The organism is Kitasatospora sp. NPDC093550 (assembly GCF_044764985.1).
In the GTDB taxonomy this organism is placed as follows: Bacteria; Actinomycetota; Actinomycetes; order Streptomycetales; family Streptomycetaceae; genus Kitasatospora.
Genome location: NZ_JBIWJF010000002.1, coordinates 98,251 through 114,588 on the forward strand (window position 1 = coordinate 98,251; position 16,338 = coordinate 114,588).

The 16,338-nt window shown below is 72.8% G+C and carries 12 protein-coding genes and 4 pseudogenes; 11 read left to right on the forward strand and 5 right to left on the reverse strand.

All coding sequences use genetic code 11. From position 1 onward, the window contains the following. Positions 1 to 60 precede the first annotated feature (60 nt). From ACIRD3_RS03610 to ACIRD3_RS03635, 6 genes are all read left to right on the forward strand, one after another. A complete protein-coding gene (locus tag ACIRD3_RS03610) occupies positions 61 to 639 on the forward strand; it encodes a TetR/AcrR family transcriptional regulator (protein ID WP_402211019.1) in 579 nt (192 codons plus the stop codon). Positions 640 to 722: 83 nt separating this feature from the next. Further along, complete coding sequence (locus tag ACIRD3_RS03615; protein WP_402211022.1) at positions 723 to 1,985, forward strand: MFS transporter; 1,263 nt, start codon at positions 723 to 725, stop codon at positions 1,983 to 1,985. A 62-nt stretch (positions 1,986 to 2,047) separates the two neighbouring features. Beyond that, a complete protein-coding gene (locus ACIRD3_RS03620; RefSeq protein WP_402211025.1) occupies positions 2,048 to 3,004 on the forward strand; it encodes an MBL fold metallo-hydrolase in 957 nt (318 codons plus the stop codon). Positions 3,005 to 3,138: 134 nt separating this feature from the next. After that, positions 3,139 to 3,630: a DUF2975 domain-containing protein gene (locus tag ACIRD3_RS03625; RefSeq protein WP_402211028.1), complete on the forward strand. Its 492-nt coding sequence runs from the start codon at positions 3,139 to 3,141 to the stop codon at positions 3,628 to 3,630. Then, a complete protein-coding gene (locus ACIRD3_RS03630) occupies positions 3,630 to 3,851 on the forward strand; it encodes a helix-turn-helix domain-containing protein (RefSeq protein ID WP_402211031.1) in 222 nt (73 codons plus the stop codon). Before ACIRD3_RS03625 ends, ACIRD3_RS03630 begins: the two co-directional genes overlap by 1 nt. Positions 3,852 to 4,000: 149 nt before the next feature. Beyond that, positions 4,001 to 4,603: a GNAT family N-acetyltransferase gene (locus tag ACIRD3_RS03635; RefSeq protein ID WP_402211034.1), complete on the forward strand. Its 603-nt coding sequence runs from the start codon at positions 4,001 to 4,003 to the stop codon at positions 4,601 to 4,603. 123 nt (positions 4,604 to 4,726) lie between these two features. Here ACIRD3_RS03635 and ACIRD3_RS03640 read toward each other — a convergent pair whose 3' ends face one another. Beyond that, positions 4,727 to 5,503 (reverse strand): alpha/beta fold hydrolase, encoded by a 777-nt coding sequence (locus ACIRD3_RS03640; protein ID WP_402211037.1) that lies wholly within the window; start codon positions 5,501 to 5,503, stop codon positions 4,727 to 4,729. Between the two features lie 61 nt (positions 5,504 to 5,564). On the opposite strand from ACIRD3_RS03640, the gene ACIRD3_RS03645 reads away from it, so the two are divergent. Together ACIRD3_RS03645 and ACIRD3_RS03650 are read left to right on the forward strand one after the other, a co-directional pair. After that, positions 5,565 to 5,990: a MarR family winged helix-turn-helix transcriptional regulator gene (locus ACIRD3_RS03645; RefSeq protein ID WP_402211040.1), complete on the forward strand. Its 426-nt coding sequence runs from the start codon at positions 5,565 to 5,567 to the stop codon at positions 5,988 to 5,990. 450 nt (positions 5,991 to 6,440) lie between these two features. After that, positions 6,441 to 6,789: pseudogene (locus ACIRD3_RS03650) on the forward strand (Tn3 family transposase); the annotation flags it as partial. A 105-nt stretch (positions 6,790 to 6,894) separates the two neighbouring features. Here the strand turns inward: ACIRD3_RS03650 and ACIRD3_RS03655 are convergent. Next, positions 6,895 to 7,791 carry an alpha/beta fold hydrolase gene (locus ACIRD3_RS03655; RefSeq protein WP_402211043.1) on the reverse strand — a complete coding sequence of 299 codons (897 nt, stop codon included), beginning with the start codon at positions 7,789 to 7,791 and terminating at the stop codon, positions 6,895 to 6,897. A gap of 600 nt (positions 7,792 to 8,391) precedes the next feature. On the opposite strand from ACIRD3_RS03655, the pseudogene ACIRD3_RS03660 reads away from it, so the two are divergent. Then, positions 8,392 to 8,745: pseudogene (locus tag ACIRD3_RS03660) on the forward strand (integrase core domain-containing protein); the annotation flags it as partial. Here the strand turns inward: ACIRD3_RS03660 and ACIRD3_RS03665 are convergent. Beyond that, the gene (locus ACIRD3_RS03665; protein WP_402211046.1) at positions 8,742 to 9,209 is read right to left on the reverse strand and encodes a hypothetical protein; all 468 of its coding nucleotides are present in this window, start codon (positions 9,207 to 9,209) and stop codon (positions 8,742 to 8,744) included. The pseudogene ACIRD3_RS03660 and the gene ACIRD3_RS03665 sit on opposite strands and share 4 nt — an antisense overlap. Positions 9,210 to 9,330: 121 nt before the next feature. Further along, positions 9,331 to 11,739: a lamin tail domain-containing protein gene (locus ACIRD3_RS03670; RefSeq protein ID WP_402211048.1), complete on the reverse strand. Its 2,409-nt coding sequence runs from the start codon at positions 11,737 to 11,739 to the stop codon at positions 9,331 to 9,333. A 496-nt stretch (positions 11,740 to 12,235) separates the two neighbouring features. Between ACIRD3_RS03670 and ACIRD3_RS03675 the strand changes: the two are divergent. After that, positions 12,236 to 12,721 (forward strand): annotated as a pseudogene (locus ACIRD3_RS03675) (carbohydrate binding domain-containing protein); the annotation flags it as partial. Positions 12,722 to 12,919: 198 nt separating this feature from the next. Next, positions 12,920 to 13,873, forward strand: a pseudogene (locus ACIRD3_RS03680) (chitinase); the annotation flags it as partial. Between the two features lie 473 nt (positions 13,874 to 14,346). On the opposite strand, the gene ACIRD3_RS03685 reads toward ACIRD3_RS03680, so the two are convergent. Then, the gene (locus ACIRD3_RS03685) at positions 14,347 to 16,335 is read right to left on the reverse strand and encodes a WD40 repeat domain-containing serine/threonine protein kinase (protein WP_402211051.1); all 1,989 of its coding nucleotides are present in this window, start codon (positions 16,333 to 16,335) and stop codon (positions 14,347 to 14,349) included. Between the last annotated feature and the right edge of the window lie 3 nt (positions 16,336 to 16,338).

Consider the following 16,338-nt stretch of genomic DNA (forward strand, 5'->3'; position numbering starts at 1 on the left):
GGGGGCTCGGCCGGGCCTGGTCGCGGGCCAGACGCAACTCCTTCGCGTTAAGCTGGGGTCATGAGTGCCCGAGCGACCACACGACCCGGCGGGCGTAGTGCCCGTGTTCAGCAGTCCGTGCACCAGGCGGTCCGCGACCTGGAGGCGGAGGTGGGGCGGGACGCGCTCACGGTGCCGCTGATCGCGGCCCGGGCGGGCGTGACGCCGTCCACCGTGTACCGGCGGTGGGGGGACCTGCGGGAGCTGCTGTCCGACGTGGCGGTGGAGCGGCTGCGGCCCGACGCGCCGCCGGCCGACCACGGGAGCCTGCGGGCGGACCTGGAGGCGTGGACGGTGCAGTTCGCCGAGGAGATGGACTCGACGGCGGGTCGCACGTACATCCGTGACGCCCTCCTGGGCGATCCCGAGCAGGGCAACGCGACGCGGTGCTCCGACTACGCGGCCGAGCAGTTGAAGGCCATCGGGGTGCGGGCGGCGGGGCGCGGGGAGGCCGTGCCGGACGTGGAGACGCTGCTGGACGTGGTCGTCGCGCCGCTGATGTACCGGATCCTGTTCCGGCCGTCGGAGCTGTCCGAGGCGTACGCCGGACGGCTGGTGGCGGCGGTGCTCGGCCGGGTCGGACCTTCCTTCGGCAGCTAAAAGCTAAATATTTGCGTTTCTGGTGGACTCGGGCCTAGGGTGCTTAACGCAAAGCATTCGCCTTAAAGGCTTCGAGGTGTTCCATGACCAGCGTCACGGCCTTACCGTCCGAGTCCCACCCCCACCGGCGCCCCCATCCGCGCCACCGCCTGCGCCCCCGCCGACCGCCCGTGCTGGGCCGCCGCGGTGCCTTCCGGCTGCACGCCTCCGTGCTGGTCGGCCTGCTGGCGGCCTCCAGCGCACCGACCCCGCTCTACGCGCTGTACCAGGAGTCCTGGCACTTCTCGGCGATGACGCTGACCGTCGTGTTCAGCGCCTACGCGCTCGCCCTGCTGGCGGCGCTGCTCACCGCGGGCACGCTCTCGGACCAGCTGGGCCGGCGCCCGGTCCTCGCCGGGGCGCTGCTGACGGAGGGCCTCGCGATGGCCGTCTTCGCCACCGCCCAGGGAGTGCCGGCACTGATCGCCGCCCGGATCCTGCAGGGCCTGGCCACCGGCGTGGCCACCAGCGCCGCCGGAGCCGCCCTGCTGGACTTCGAGGACCCGGAGCGGCCCGGCCGGGCCACCGCCGCCAACGGCATCACCCCCGTGGCCGGCATGGCGGTCGGCGTGCTGGCCGCCACCGCCCTCGTCCGGTACGCCCCCGCCCCCACCCGTACCGTCCACCTCCTGCTGCTCCTGCTCTTCGCCGCGCAGGCCGCCGCCGTCCTGCGGACCCCCGAGACCGTCCGCACCCGCCCGCTCGACCGGCGCACGCTGCGCCCCTCGGTCGCCGTCGCCCGCGCCTCCCGGCCGGCCATGGCGCTCGTCGCGCCCGGCGTCGTCGCGGCCTGGGCGCTGGGCGGCTTCTCCTCCTCCCTCGGCCCCTCGCTCGCCCGGCTCATCGCCCCGCACGCCACCCCCGCCACCGGCGGGCTGGTCTTCTTCACCCTCACGGCCGCGGCCGGCCTCGCCGGTCACGCCGCCCGGGCCCTGCCCGCCCGCACCGCGAGCCTGGCCGGCACCGCGCTGCTGATCCCGGGCGCCCTGCTGACCCTGAGCGGCCCCCACCTGCACAGCCTGACCGCGCTGTTCGCCGGCACCGCCCTGGCGGGCGCGGGCTTCGGCGCCGTCTCCCAGGGCGCGCTGCGCCTGCTGCTGCCCCCGGCCGCCCCGGGCGAACGCGCCGGCACACTGGCCGCCTACTACGTGCTCAGCTACCTGGCCATGAGCGTCCCGGCCGTCCTCGCCGGACTGCTGACCAATCTGTACGGCCTGGGGACCGCCGTCTCGCTCTACGCCCTGACGGTCGTCCTGCTGGCCCTGTTCGGCCTCGTCCGCGCCGTACGGAAGCCGCGCACCGCCTGAGCCGGCCTCCCCCGGCCCCGCCTCGCCCCGACCCGATCCGCCCACCCCGCAAGGACCGTGAGATGAGCACCAGCACGCCCCGTCCGACCGTCCCCTCCACCTCCTCCACCCCCTCCACCGGCACCGGCACCGGCTGGAGCCTCGGCGGCATCGCCGTCCACCGGATCGACGAGATCGAACTGCCGCGGCAGACCGGCCCCTGGCTGCTGCCGGACGCCACCAAGGAAGTGCTGGACGAGGCCTCCTGGCTGCGGCCCGACTTCGCCGACGCCGAGGTCCCCCGACTGGCGAGCCACAGCTTCGCGGTGGAGGCCGGCGGGCTGCGGATCGTCGTCGACACCGGCATCGGCAACGGCAAGCAGCGCGCCAACCCGGCCTGGAACGGGCTCGACACCGACTTCCTGGCGCGGCTGGCGGCGGCGGGCTTCCCGTCCGAGTCCGTGGACCTGGTGATCACCACGCACCTGCACACCGACCACGTCGGCTGGAACACCCGCCTCGTCGGCGAGGACTGGGCGCCCACCTTCCCCCGCGCCCGTTACCTCACCAGCCGCGCCGAGAGCGTCCACTGGGACTCCGTCGAGCTGGACGAGGCCCGTCGGCAGATGTTCCGGGACTCCGTCACCCCCGTGCGCGACGCCGGACAGTACGACGTCGTGGACGTGCCCGAGCGGGGGCGCGAGGTGGCGCCGGGCGTCTTCCTGGTCCCGGCGCCGGGCCACACGCCCGGTCAGGTCGCCGTGGAGCTGCGCGGCGGCGACCGGCGGGCGCTGATCACCGGGGACAGCATCCACCACCCCGTCCAGCTGTCCCACCCCCACGTGCACAGCTGCGTCGACATCGACTCCGCCCAGGCCGTCCGCACCCGCGCCCGGATGCTCGACACCCTGGCGGACACCGACACCCTGCTCCTCGGCACCCACTTCCCGCGCCCCACGGCCGGCACCGTCCGCCGGGAGGGCGACCGCTACCGGCTGCTGGCCGAGCCCGCCGGGGAGCTCTCCGGCGGCGTGGCCTGACGGGCCCGGGCGTCCGGTACGACGTCGGCGAACCGTCGGGAGGCCGACGAACCCCCCCCCGGGGGTCCCTCGCCCCTTGCTCAACCTATCGACATTCGATAGATTCCCATCGCAACTCGATGGGAGGATGGGTCTTGGGAAAGCTGACAGTGCGCGCACTGCGCGCCGTGCTCGTGGTGGTGCTCACCGGCAGCGTGCTCGTCCAGGGCTTGATGGTGTGGGCGCTGGCCGGCGGGAAGGACCAGGAGGGCGGCACGCTCCCGCTGACCGCGCTGCGCGTGATCACGATCCTGGGCATCGGCACCGCCCAGGTGGCCATCGGCTGCGTCTGGCGACTGGTGACGATGGTGCGACGCGGCACCGTGTTCTCCCACGCCGCCTTCCGCTACGTGGACGGCATCATCGGCGCCATCGTCGCGGCCGCGCTCGCCTGGTTCGCGGTCACCGCCGTGAACGCGCCCGGCCAGCGCGACGACCCGGGCGTCACCGGCATCATGGCCGGGATCGGCCTGGCCATCCTGGGTGTCGCGCTCATCGTGCTGGTGCTGCGCACCCTGCTCGCCCAGGCCGTCGCCCGCGACGGCGAGGCGACCCGGATGCAGGCCGAGCTGGACGAGGTGATCTGATGCCGATCACCGTCGACATCGACGTGATGCTGGCCCGGCGGAAGATGTCGGTGGGCGAACTCGCCGACCGGGTGGGGATCACACCCGCCAACCTCGCGGTGCTCAAGAACGGCCGCGCCAAGGCGGTTCGCTTCACGACGCTCGCCGCGCTCTGCGAGGTGCTGGACTGCCAGCCCGGCGACCTGCTGCGTTGGGAGAGCGAGGACAGCGCGGGCGCATGAACCGGCCCACCGGGTCGGCCGGGTCCCGGCTCACCGCCTCGCGTCATGACGGCGTTGACCGGACGTCTACCCGGGGCTGGTCTGCTACGAGTGCCGATGGGGCGGGCTCGACGCACCGCCCTCCCACACCAGCTCGTGAGGGTTCGCTCATGAATCGCACGCCCGTCCGTCCGTCCTCGACGCTGCCGGTCCTGGAGACCCGCCGCGTCCGGCTGCGGGACCACCGCGCCGACGACCTCGACGCCATGCGCCTGGTCTGGGGTGATCCGGCCGGCATGCGCCACCTCTCGACCGGCGTCATGGACGACGACCGGATCCGGCGCAGGCTCGACGACGCGATGGCGACCGCCGCCGAGGTGCCGCGCCGTCACTACCAACTGGCCGCCTGCCTCCGGGACGGTGATCGCCCCGTGGGCGGCATCCGCCTCGACGTCGAGGACGACACCACCGGATACTCCGGCGTCTTCACCATGGCCCGGCACCTCCGCGGCTCGGGGTGCGCCCCCGACATCGGCTGGCTCATGCTGAAGCTCGCCTTCGCCGAACTCGGCCTCGCCCGGGTGTGGAGCATGACCTCCGTCGAGAACACCGACGCGGTCCGGGCGATCACCCGCTTCGGCTTCACCCCCACCGGCGAGACCGAGCGGTACTTCCCCGAAGCCGGCACCACCATGCGCCTGGTGACCATGGAGGTCCTCGCGGACACCTGGCGCGCCATGCCCGTCCCGCCCGCCCCGGGGCCCGCGCGGTGAGCCGAGCGGCTCGGCGCGCCCGTTGACGCACGCGATCACCACGCCACGCCGCACCGCACCGCACCGCACCGCACCGCACTGCACCGCGCTGCGGCCTCGAGCGAGCCGTCGGCTGGGGGCGGGTCAGCCGGCGGTGGCGGGGCGGGTGGTGGTGCGGCGCAGGTGGGCTTCGATCAGGGTGTGGGTGGTCTCGGGCTGTTCGAGCTGCGGGAGGTGGCCGGCGCGGGGGACGAGGTGGAGCCGGGCGTCGGGGATGGCGGCCGCGTAGGCCGCGCCGTAGGCGGGGGTGACGACGCGGTCGCTCTCGCCCCAGACCAGCAGGGTGGGCACCCGGACGCGGCCGAGCCGGTGCGGCAGCTCGGGGTCGTGCATGTAGGGGTCGCCGGCGAGGGCGCGCATGGTGGCCATGTTGTCCTGGCGGCGGGCGAGTTCGGCGGGTGGGAGGTCGGCCGGGTCGACGTGGAAGCGGTCCGGGTCGTGCCAGGAGTGCTCGGCGAGGCCACGGGCGTCGAGGGCGAAGACGTCGGTGATCGGCTCGTCCTCGACGTGGATGCCGACGGCGTCGATCAGGACCAGGCCGGTGACGGCTCCCGCGGTGTCGCGGGCGGCCATCTCGGCGGCGATCCAGCCGCCGAGGGAGGAGCCGACGATCAGGACGTCCTCCAGTCGGCGGTCGCGCAGGAGGTCCAGGTAGGCGAGGGCGAGGTCGGCGATGCGGGTGAGGCCGGCCGGGCGTTCGACGCCGTCCCAGCCGGGGTGGACGGGGGTGAGGGTGTGGGCGCCGGTGGAGAGGCGCTCGGCGAGGCCGGCCACGGTCGCGGGGCCTCCGCCGCCGTGGAGGAGGAGGACGGGACGGCCGGTTCCGGCCTCGGACACGGGGAGGGAAAGGTCGGGGTTCATGCCTCCAGAGTAACTAAGGATCTTTAATTAAGCTAGCTTGGTCGTGACATAGAATCGGCCCATGCATGGTGAGCTGCAAGAACTCGGCAGGGCGGTCAAGCAGGCCCAGTACCGGCAGCACCGGGCGCTGGACACCGCGCTCGCGGCCGTCGGCACCACGCTGGCGCAGTGGGACGCCCTGCGGGCGATCAGCCGTTCACCGGGGGCCACCGCCCGGGCGCTGGCCGTCGCGACCTTCCAGAGCGAGCAGGCCTTCGGCGCCCTCGTCGGCCGCCTGGCCGCCCAGGGCCTGGTGGAGCGCCGACCGGGACACGGCCGCCGCATCGAGCACCACCTCACCGCCGCCGGCGAGCAGACCCTGGCGGCCGGTCACACGGTCGCCGACGAGGTGCTCGCCGACTGCTTCGCCCCCCTGCCCGCCCCGGACCGCGCGACCCTGCTCGGCCTGCTGCGGCGCCTGACCGCGGAACCGGAGGACGACGTCTAGGTGTCATGACCACGAGCGTTGTTGACAGCAATCTCGATCCGACTGGGCGTGCTGGGTTGACGCGTCGGCGTGCCGAAGCCGACGGGGTGCCTGGCTGCCGCCCGCAGGGAACAGGTGCGCCGAGCTCGGGAGCCAGGTGGCGCCGTCCGTCGTGGTGATGGACCCGACGTAGGTCCTTGACCCCGGATGGGAGCGGGCGCTCTCCCTGTCGAAGGAGATGTCGGCCTCGTGAGTGAACGTCTCTCTGAACGCCTGTCTGCCGACCGCTACTCGCCCTCACTCGGGGGAGGGCTCGGCCGACCCGGGGGGCGAGGTCGGGTTCGGCAGTACGGCTGGCCAGGATGCGCAGGGCGTGTGGAACTGGAGGATGCCGCGGCCGGCCCAGCGGGTGCGGAACTCCTGACTGCGGGTGGACAGCTCCGCGACGAGATCGGCAAGGCCCTTGTCATGTCGATCCCGCTCGCGCAGGCCTGGGGCGGAGGCCTGGTCGCCTCGGTCGACGGCATGCGGTTCGTCGTGCCGGTGCCTCGGTGTACGCCAGGCCGAACCGAAGTACTTCGGCGCCTCCACCGGCGGGAACGGACAGCGGGCCGGGGCGACGTGGCTCGACCTGATCAACGACCAGGCCGCCGGTCTCGGCGGCAAGGTCGTGGCGGGCACCCCGCGCGACTCGCTGTACGTGATGGACGTCCTCTACGACCGCGACGGCGGCCGCCGCCCGGAGATGATCGTCACCGACGCCGCCTGGTACTCCGACATCGTGTTCGGCCTGCTCACCCTGGCCGGGTTCACCTACTCCTGATCCGTTGGCGAGTGGTAGGGCTTGTCTGCCGCGTTCATTGGAGGGAGGCAGCCGCGGGCTGCCTCCCTCCAATGCGCTGGGCAGTGATGTGTGCCTGTGGGGTCAGACGGTCAGTCCGTCGAGGATGTCGGCCACCTCCGCCGGCTTGAGCAGGAACCCGACGTGACTGGTGGCCAGGGTGTGCACGTCGTACACGTTGCCGGGCGTCAGTGCGTCGGCTTCGGCGATCAGGCGATCCTGCATGGCCACGGGAAGGGACCGGTCTTCGGTGAGACGGATGTAGGAGCGGGCGATGGTGCCCCAGGTGTCCGCGTGGCCGCGAGCGTCGGACATCATCACCGCCAGGGACTCGTCGGGCTGCAGGATGTTGAGGAAGGCCCGGAACTGGTCCTCGGTGCTGTCCGCCATCATCGCCGCTTTGAGCCCGGCCAGCATGACCGGGTCGGCGGTGCGGTAGTTCGCCCGGCCGACGCCGAGTTCGGCGGGATCGCCGACGTTCAGCGCGGCCAGCGGGGCCATCAGGTTGTCGGCGAACTCGGGCTCCTGCATGTACTCGATGGGGTTGGAGCGTTCCACGCACGACCAGCCGGAGATGTAGACGAGCCGGTCCACCAGGTCGGGAATTGTGTTGCCCACCCCGGTGATGGTGGTTCCGCCGAGGCTGGCACCCACCAGGACCACCGGACCGTGTTCGGCCACCCGCCGGACGACGTCGACGACCATGTCGACGTTGTCCTGAAGGGTGACCCCGGCCAGTTCGGACGGTTCGGCCGCCCACGCGTCAAGGTCCTGCGGGGCCTGGTAGGCGGCGGAGTACTGGGCGTCGAAGCCGTGCCCCGGCAGGTCCACGGCGAAGCTGCGGTGCCCGCGCAGCGCCAGCTCGCGCTGGATGGGAGCCCACATGAACGAGCTGGTGCACACGCCGTGCACGAGCACGAACGTCGCACTGGCCTCGCGGGCCTGGCGCGGACGGGGAGAGTTACTGGAGACAGATGCCATTCGGGTCAGTCCTATGTCCGGTGGTGGCGCAGCAGGCATGCCTGAAGGGCTGATGCCGACGCGGTGCGCCGCCTGAAGTCGAAGAGAGAAACGGGCACGCCTGTCGCCAGGCGCAGCACGGTTCAGTGGCCGGGCGCACGCAGGCCGTCGGCAGCGGTCAACCGGCGTCAGCCGCCTGGTCAGGGGCAGCACACGACGTGGATGGGCTCACCGGCAAGAGTGCGCGCGCGTCGACGGTCAACGCCGAGCGGCACCCGCAGAGCAGTGCCGTGAGACACGACGGTCTTCTGCGGGTTCCTCGGCTGGCGCCGGTCGCCGAGCGACTGCGGCGGCAGACGTCTTAGGCGCTACGGAGGCGAACGAACATGTAGGACATGCCGAGGACCCTACCAAAACCACGGATCACTACTCCACGACGCCTCAGGTCTCGTCGGTCTCCAGCATGAACTGAACCCAGGTCCCCCGCCGGCCGCCCGAGCGGCCCGCGGGGCCGCAGGACCGGATGCACCGCCGCCACTGCAACGACGCGAACGTCCCAGCTCTGCCAGCCTTGTTTGCGACCTCATGATTCCGGCCCGCCCGAAGCCGGGTCAGGTGACTTTCCGGCGGCGCGCCAACGCCTTCTTCTCCGGGTACGGCATCAACGTCGAGCGAGTCCTCACCGACACCGGCTCCTGCTACAGGTCCAGGCTGTTCGCGCAGATCTGGAGCGACGCCGGCATCACCCACAAGCGCACCCGCCCCTACCGCCCGCGAACGAACGGCACGGTGGAGCGCCTGAACCGCACCCTGCTCGATGAATGGGCCTCCGTACGCCCGTACTCCAGCAACGGCGAACGTGCCGACGCCTTGGCGGAATTCATCCACACCTACAACCACCACCGTGGCCACACCGCGCTCGGTGGTCAGCCACCCATCAGTCGAGTCAACAACCCTGCGGGCCAATACGTCTAGGCCGCGAATCCGGCGCGGATCCCGGCCACGGTCAGCAGGAGGGCGTCGAGCTCGCACGCGATGGCGGTGTTCTCGATCGGCTCGAAGTCCGCGAGGCCGGCCGCCGTCTCGGCGATGTCCGAGGGGTAGAAGCTCCATCCCTCGACCGCGCTCCAGCCGGCCTCCACCACGACCCGCTCCGCGCTCACGCTCGACACCCGCAGCCAGCCGGTGCACTGGTCGGAGAAGTCGAACGGCAGGAACGCCGGGCCCTCGGCGGCGGGCAGTCGGTCGAGCTGCTCCAGCCACTGGTCGAGGAGCCGGACGAGCCCCGAGCCGATGTCGGCGCCCATCGTGGGCGAGTCGTCGAGACCGAGGTAGTACGAATCGCACGCGTGCCACCAGGCGCCGAGCCTCAGCAGGAGGTCGTCGTGGACGCCGAGGCCGGTGGTGCGGGTGAAGTGGAGCGGGACGTGCGTGGTCATGCACCGAACCCTAGCGCCACCCGTACGCCGCTCACCTGCGGTTTTCCGGGCCGACCGGTCCGTGGCACGGCCGGTGCCGGTCTCCCCGCCCACGGGGAGACCGGCACCGGGGGCGGGGGTGCTACGGCAGGGGGATGCGCACGACCTGGGGGTCGTGGTCGCTGAGCTGGGCGCTGAACTCGCTGTTGATGTGCACGATGTCGTAGCTGTACGAGGTGGCCGCGAGGGCGCCGGAGATCAGGATGTGGTCCAGCACCTGGGAGTTGCCCTCGTACACGTAGGTGTAGCGCTCGGGCAGCGGCAGGGTGCGCGGGAGGTCGGTGAGGGAGCCGCCGGCGGTGAGGATGTCGGTGGTCTGGGAGAACTCGAAGTCGTTGAGGTCGCCGAGCACGATGACGGAGGCGTTCGGGTCGACGGCGAGGAGCTGGTCGGTGAAGGCCTTCACCGCCGTGGCCTGGGCGTGCCGCTGGGTCTCGGAGGGGTGGGCGGGCTGCTGGTAGCGGCCGAAGAGGGGCTGGTCGCCGCCCTTGGAGTTGAAGTGGTTGGCGATCACGAAGACCGGCTTGCCGTTCCAGCGGAACTCCCCGGCCAGCGGCTTGCGGCTGGAGTTCCACGCCGTGTTGGCCGGGTCGATCCGCCCGGGGGAGTAGGCGAGTTGCGGGGTGCCGCTGGCGTTCACCACGGAGTCGGCGGTGGTGGACCCGGCGCCGGGCCGGTCGGTGAAGGAGAGGCCGCGGTCGGTGCGGAACAGGAACACCTGGCGGATGTTGCCGCCGGGCTGGCCGCCGTCCTGGCCGTCCACGGGGTCGATCTCGCGGTAGGAGTAGGAGGGGCCGCCCGCGGCGGTGATGGCCGCGGTGAGCTTGGCCAGGGTCTGGGTGGCGCTCACCGTGCCGTCGTCGGTGGCACCGCTGTTGTCCTGGATCTCCTCCAGGGCGACCAGGTCGGGCGCGCGCAGGTTGGTGACGATGCCCGCCGCGAGGCCGTCGTACTTGCTCTGCGGGTCGGACGGGGCGAGGTTCTCCACGTTGAAGGTGGCCACGGCGAGCTGGCCGGCCGTCGGCGCGGTGGTGACCTCGGGGGCGGTGCCGCCGGGGGTGACCGCCGGGGTCGCGGTGACCTGGAGGGTGAAGTTGCCGAAGGCGTAGTCGAGCACGCCGACGGTGGCGCCGGTCAGGGTGTCGCCGACGTCGGCGGTCGGGGTGGGCGCGAGGGCCTTGCCGAGCACGACGCGCTCCGGGTTGCCGTCGGCGGCCTGCAGCAGGATGCCGCCCCGGTTGGTGCGGGTGGTGCTGCCCTGCGGGACGACGGGGAGCTCGCCGTACTTGTTGGTCGGGCCGACCACGGCCGCGTTGTCGATCTCGACCCGCATGCCCTCCAGCGACTCCCAGAAGTCCAGGCCGTCGGTGGTGGGCCGGTAGGTGCCCGCGGTCTCGACGTCGCCGGAGGTGACGCTGGAGATGACCGCGGACGGGGGTATCCGGCCGCCGGGGCCGACCAGGGTGGCGGCGGGCAGCGGCGCGTTGTGGGCGACCACCGTGACGGTGGGCGCGGTCAGTTCGGTGATCGACAGGTTGGCGGTGCCGCCGGTGCCCCCCGGGCGGTACTGGCTGACGGTGGCGCTCACCGTGACGGAGTCGCCGACCGCGACCGAGGGCGCGCCGGCGGTGTAGACGTAGACGCCCTCGCTGGTGCCGGGGTCGTTGTCGGGCTGCGGGTCCTGGTACCAGAAGCCGTTGGGGCCGACGGCCGTCACCACGCCCGGCACGGCGCTGACCGCGCTGCCGGCCAGCGGGGAGGTGCGGGCGGCGCCCTGGATGTCGTGGATGCGGGTGCCGCCGGTGCCGCCGCCCCCGCCGGTGGAGGAGGAGTTGCGAGGGGTGGGCGCGGCGACGGCGAAGTCCGCCGCGTTGTTGTCGGTGTCGGTGGCGCCGCCGCCGGCGCGCAGGGCGGCGGCGGTGTTCGACAGACTGCCGGTCGGCGAGCCCTCGGCGGAGCTCGCGCTGCTGCCGTAGCCGACCAGGTCCTTCACCCCGGGCAGGCCGGCGCAGCCCGAACCGCAGCTCAGCGCCGTGCCGTTGGTGACCAGGGCGACCTTGCCGGAGGTCGCGGACAGCGCGATCGTGCCGGTGGCGTCCGGCGTCGGCAGCGCGGAGCCCGTACCGGCCCCGGCTGCCTCCTGGACCAGGAAGTAGTGGCCGGGCGCGATCGTCCCGGAGAGGGTGGTCCGCGACCAGGTCGAGCCGCCGGCCGAGGCGTACTGGACCGTCCAGCCGGTGACGGACACGGGGGCGGTGCCTCGGTTGTACAGCTCGACGAAGTCGTTGGCGTACGGGGCGCCGGAGTTGCCGCCACCGCCGTACACCTGGCTGATCACGATGTCGGGCGAGGCCGCCTGGGCCGCGCCGCCGGGCAGCGCCACCAGCGCCGCCACGACGGCCGCGGCGGAGGCCGCCGCCAGGCTCCGGCGCCGAACGCGCGGCGCTCTCAAGGCGGTTCGGCTGATCCGGGGGTTCGGGGTGCTCCGCATGGGGCTTCCTCCTGACCACCGTCCGGGCTCGTGGACCGGCGGTGTGACCGTGGACGGGAACGTCGCGCGCTGAGGTTTGTAGCAGCGCCATCAGATGCCTACCGTCCGCGCCGGGCGACGGCCAGACGTACGGCGGAAGAACGTTTCTACGCGCGACAACTGGGAGGTCGCCCTCCGGATGTCCGGACGGCCGGACGGCCGGACGGGGTGTCAAGGGGTGGGCCGGAGGGGGAGGGCTGGAGGGGCGGGTCGGGGGGCTGGAGGGAGAGGGCTGGAGGGGCGGGTCGGGGGGCTGGAGGGAGAGGGCTGGAGGGGCGGGTCGGAGAGATTGGTCCAGACCTCAGTGGTCCAGACCTATTGACGAGGCCAGTCGACCCTCCTACGATCCGGTCCGGCACGGCCCCCCAGATCCCCCACCTCACCCGGAGCCGGGCGTCACGCCCCCACGCGCTGGTCATGTTCATGCCCATGCCGCCCGGCGGGAAGGGAGCACCGCATGATCCATCGGAGTCCCCACACTCCACGCCCGCACACCCCGCGCCCGAGGGTCCTGAGCCGTACCCTCGCCGGGGCGAGCGCCGCGGCCGTCATCGCAGCCGGCCTCGCCGTCGCCGGCGGTGTCACGGCCGGCGCCGCCACCACCAACCTGGTGGCCAACTCCGGCTTCGAGAACGGACTCTCCGACTGGAGCTGCACCGGCGGCTCCGGCGCGGCCGTCGGCAGCCCGGTCCACTCCGGCGCTTCCGCGCTCAAGGCCACGCCGTCCGGCCAGGACAACGCCCAGTGCACCCAGACGATCAGCGTGCAGCCCAACTCCCAGTACACGCTGAGCGCCTACGTCCAGGGCGCCTACGTCTACCTGGGCGCCACCGGCACCGGCCTGTCCGGCGCCCAGTCCACCTGGACGCCCGACGCCGCGTCGTACAGCCAGCTCAGCGTCGGCTTCAGCACCGGACCGAGCACCACCTCGGTCACCGTCTACCTGCACGGCTGGTACGGGCAGCCCGCGTACTACGCGGACGACGTGTCGCTGATCGGCCCCGGAGGCAGCACCACCCCGCCCACCACGCCGCCGACGACGCCCCCGACCACTCCGCCCACCATGCCGCCGACGACGCCCCCGACCACTCCGCCCACCACGCCGCCGACGACGCCCCCGACCACTCCGCCGGGCGGCGACAGCTGCCCCACCAAGCCCAGGCCGTCCGGCAAGGTGCTGCAGGGCTACTGGGAGAACTGGGACGGCGCCGCGAACGGCGTGCACCCGGGCATGGGCTGGGTGCCCATCACCGACAGCCGGATCGCCGCGCACGGCTACAACGTGATCAACGCCGCCTTCCCGGTGATCCTCTCCGACGGCACCGTCCAGTGGCAGGACGGCATGGACGCCGGCGTCAAGGTCTCGACCCCGGCCGAGATGTGCCAGGCCAAGGCCGCCGGCGCGACCATCCTGATGTCGATCGGCGGCGCCGCCGCGGGCATCGACCTGAGCTCCAGCACCGTCGCCGACCGCTTCGTGGCGACCGTCGTCCCGATCCTCAAGAAGTACAACTTCGACGGGATCGACATCGACATCGAGACCGGCCTGTCCGGGAGCGGCAGCATCGGCACGCTGTCCGCCTCCCAGGCCAACCTGATCCGCATCATCGACGGCGTGCTGGCCCAGATGCCCGCGGGCTTCGGCCTGACGATGGCTCCCGAGACGGCGTACGTCACCGGCGGGAGCGTCACCTACGGGTCGATCTGGGGCGCCTACCTGCCGATCATCAAGAAGTACGTCGACAACGGCCGGCTGTGGTGGCTGAACATGCAGTACTACAACGGGAGCATGTACGGCTGCTCCGGCGACTCGTACCAGGCCGGCACCGTCCAGGGCTTCACCACCCAGACCACCTGCCTGAACAACGGACTGACCATCCAGGGCACCACCGTCAAGGTGCCCTACGACAAGCAGGTGCCCGGCCTGCCGGCCCAGCCCGGCGCGGGCGGCGGCTACATGGACCCGGGGCTGGTCGGCCAGGCGTGGAACGCCTTCGGCGGGTCGCTGAAGGGGCTCATGACGTGGTCGGTCAACTGGGACGGTTCGAAGGGCTGGACCTTCGGCGACAACGCCAAACGCCTCCAGGGGCGCTGACACCCCGTGCAGGTGCTTCAGGAGGCAGCGGGTGTCCGCCGGACCACCGACCCACCGGCGGTGGTCGGCCTCGAAGACCACGGCGGCAAGGACCGGATCGGTGACCTGCGACGCGGCGCTCCGGGGCTTCGCCGTGTCCCTGGTGCGCGACTTCCAGGCCCGAGCCACCGCCGAAGGCGCCGCCACACCGCGGCGGGCAACGCCCCCGCGCACGGCCGCCGGGGCCGAGGCTGAGCAGCAAGCGGGCTGACCGCACGACGAAGCCGGCGGAGGCACAGTGCGTGCCTCCGCCGGCTTCGTCGTCAGGTGGTCAGGTCGTCAGGTGGTCGGGTTGCCGGGTTGTCGGGCCCGGCCGAAGTGGAACACGGTCACCGCGCCCGCCTGGTCGTGAACCGGGCCGACCACAAGGCCACCCTCGGCATCAACACGCCCACAACCGACTCTTGAGCCGGTAGGCGGACGGAGGCAACGGGCTATGACGAGTGCAGTCGCCACAGCCGGACGAGGTTGGCGTCGTCACCGGCGGCGACCGTCCGACTGTCGGGGCTGATCGCGACGGGCGGGGGCGTCATCGTGAAGACGTCCCGGTCGAAGGGATCCAGCGTGGCGGTGACGGCGCGGCTTCCGAGGGACCACAACTGGAGCTTGGTGGCGGCGTTGTCGACGGAAGCGACGGTGGCGACCGTGTTGCCGTCCGGGCTCGGCACCACGAGGCTCGCGGGCCCCCCGCCGAGGACCACGGTGACGGGGGCGGTCCCGTTCGCGGCCCTCATCAGGAGCCCGCCCTTCCCGGTGCACGCCGTGAGGACGGACTTCCCGTTCGGGGTGAAGGCCACCGATACGACGTCCCCTTCCCCGGTCGCCGCGACCGGCGGCGCGCCGGAGCCCGGGTTCCACAGCCGGAACGTCTTGTCGGGTCCGCCGATGGCGAGGGTCTTGCCGTCGGGGCTGAACGCGGCACAGACCGCCCAGCCCCGGGCGCCGGAGACAGCGGCCGTGCGGGTGTCGGTCGCGGTGTCCCACAGGATGAGTTCGTTGTCGAAGAAGGCCGCGATCGTCCTGGCGTCCGGACTGACCGCCAGCAAGGTCCCCACGGCGGTCTGCCAGGTGATGGCGGCGGTGGCCAGGTCCCAGATCCGGGTGACGGGCAGCCCCGAGGTGGTGCCGGCGACGAGGCTCTTCCCGTCCGGGGCGAACCCGAGCTTTCCCACCTGGGCGGGCACGGGGGACTTCGGGTCGAGGGTCGCGGTGACCTTTCCGGTGCCGGTGTCCCAGATCCTGACGGTGCCGTCCTTGCAGCCCCCCGCCAGGAGCTTCCCGTCGGGGCTGTAGGCGAGGGAGGTCACCTGGCTGTCCGCGCCGCGGAGCGCGGTCCACGAGCCGGCGCCGTTCGCCTTGTCGTCTCCGAGCCCGCGCACCGCCGCGACGGCCCCGCCGGCCGCCGTGGCGAGCGCCGCCAGGCCGCCGATGAGGACGCCGCGCCGACTCGGCCGCCGCGGCCGGTCGACACGTGTCGGGACGGTGCCGGGCGTCTGCGCCGCGGTCGCCGCCGGCCCGGTGGCAACCGTGGGCGCGGCATGGACGTCGGTGACCGGCGCGTCGACGAGATCCGCGCGCAGCGTCGGGGTGCGCGCGGCGGTCCGGGACTGGACGGCGGCCCGCAACCGCTCGGCCACGACCTGGGCGTCGGGGCGTCGCGCCGCGTCCTTGGAGAGCAGTTCGTCGAGCAGCGTCGCCAGCGGACCGGCGTGCACGGCCGGTGGGACGGGCTGGGTCAGGACCGCTGCGATGACGGCGGTCAGCGTCGGACCGTCGAACGGCGGGCGTCCCTCGACGGCCGTGTACAGGGTCGCGCCGAGCGCCCACAGATCCGCCGGCGCCTCGACCCGCCCAGCTTCCAACTGCTCCGGGGGCATGAACTGCGGTGTGCCGATGACGGTATGGGTACCGGTCAGCTGCTGGGTGGCGTCGAGGAGCCGGGCGATGCCGAAATCGGTGATGACCGGCCGGTCCCCGGCCAGCAGCACGTTGTCGGGTTTGAGGTCGCGGTGCACCACCCCGGCGGCGTGCGCGTGGGCGAGGGCCTCCGCGATCCCGGCGCCGAGCACGGCGACCCGCTCCCAGCCGAGTCGCCCTTCGCCGCGTATGAGCCGCGCGAGCGAGGGGCCGGCGATGAACTCCATGACGATCCAGGGGACTTCACGGTGGTGCACGACATCGTGGACGGTCACGATTCCCGGGTGCCGCAACCGCGCGGCGGCCCGAGCCTCCCGCTCGGTCCGGGCGAGCAGCTCGGCACGCAGCTCCGGTTCCGCTCCCGGCGGCAGCAGTACCTCCTTGACCGCCACCACACGGTCGAGCCTTTCGTCGTGGCCGCGCCACACGCGCCCCATCCCCCCGCGCCCGACCGTCTCCACGAGTCGGTAACGCCCGCCCACAAGTTCTCCGACTGCGCCAGTCATGTC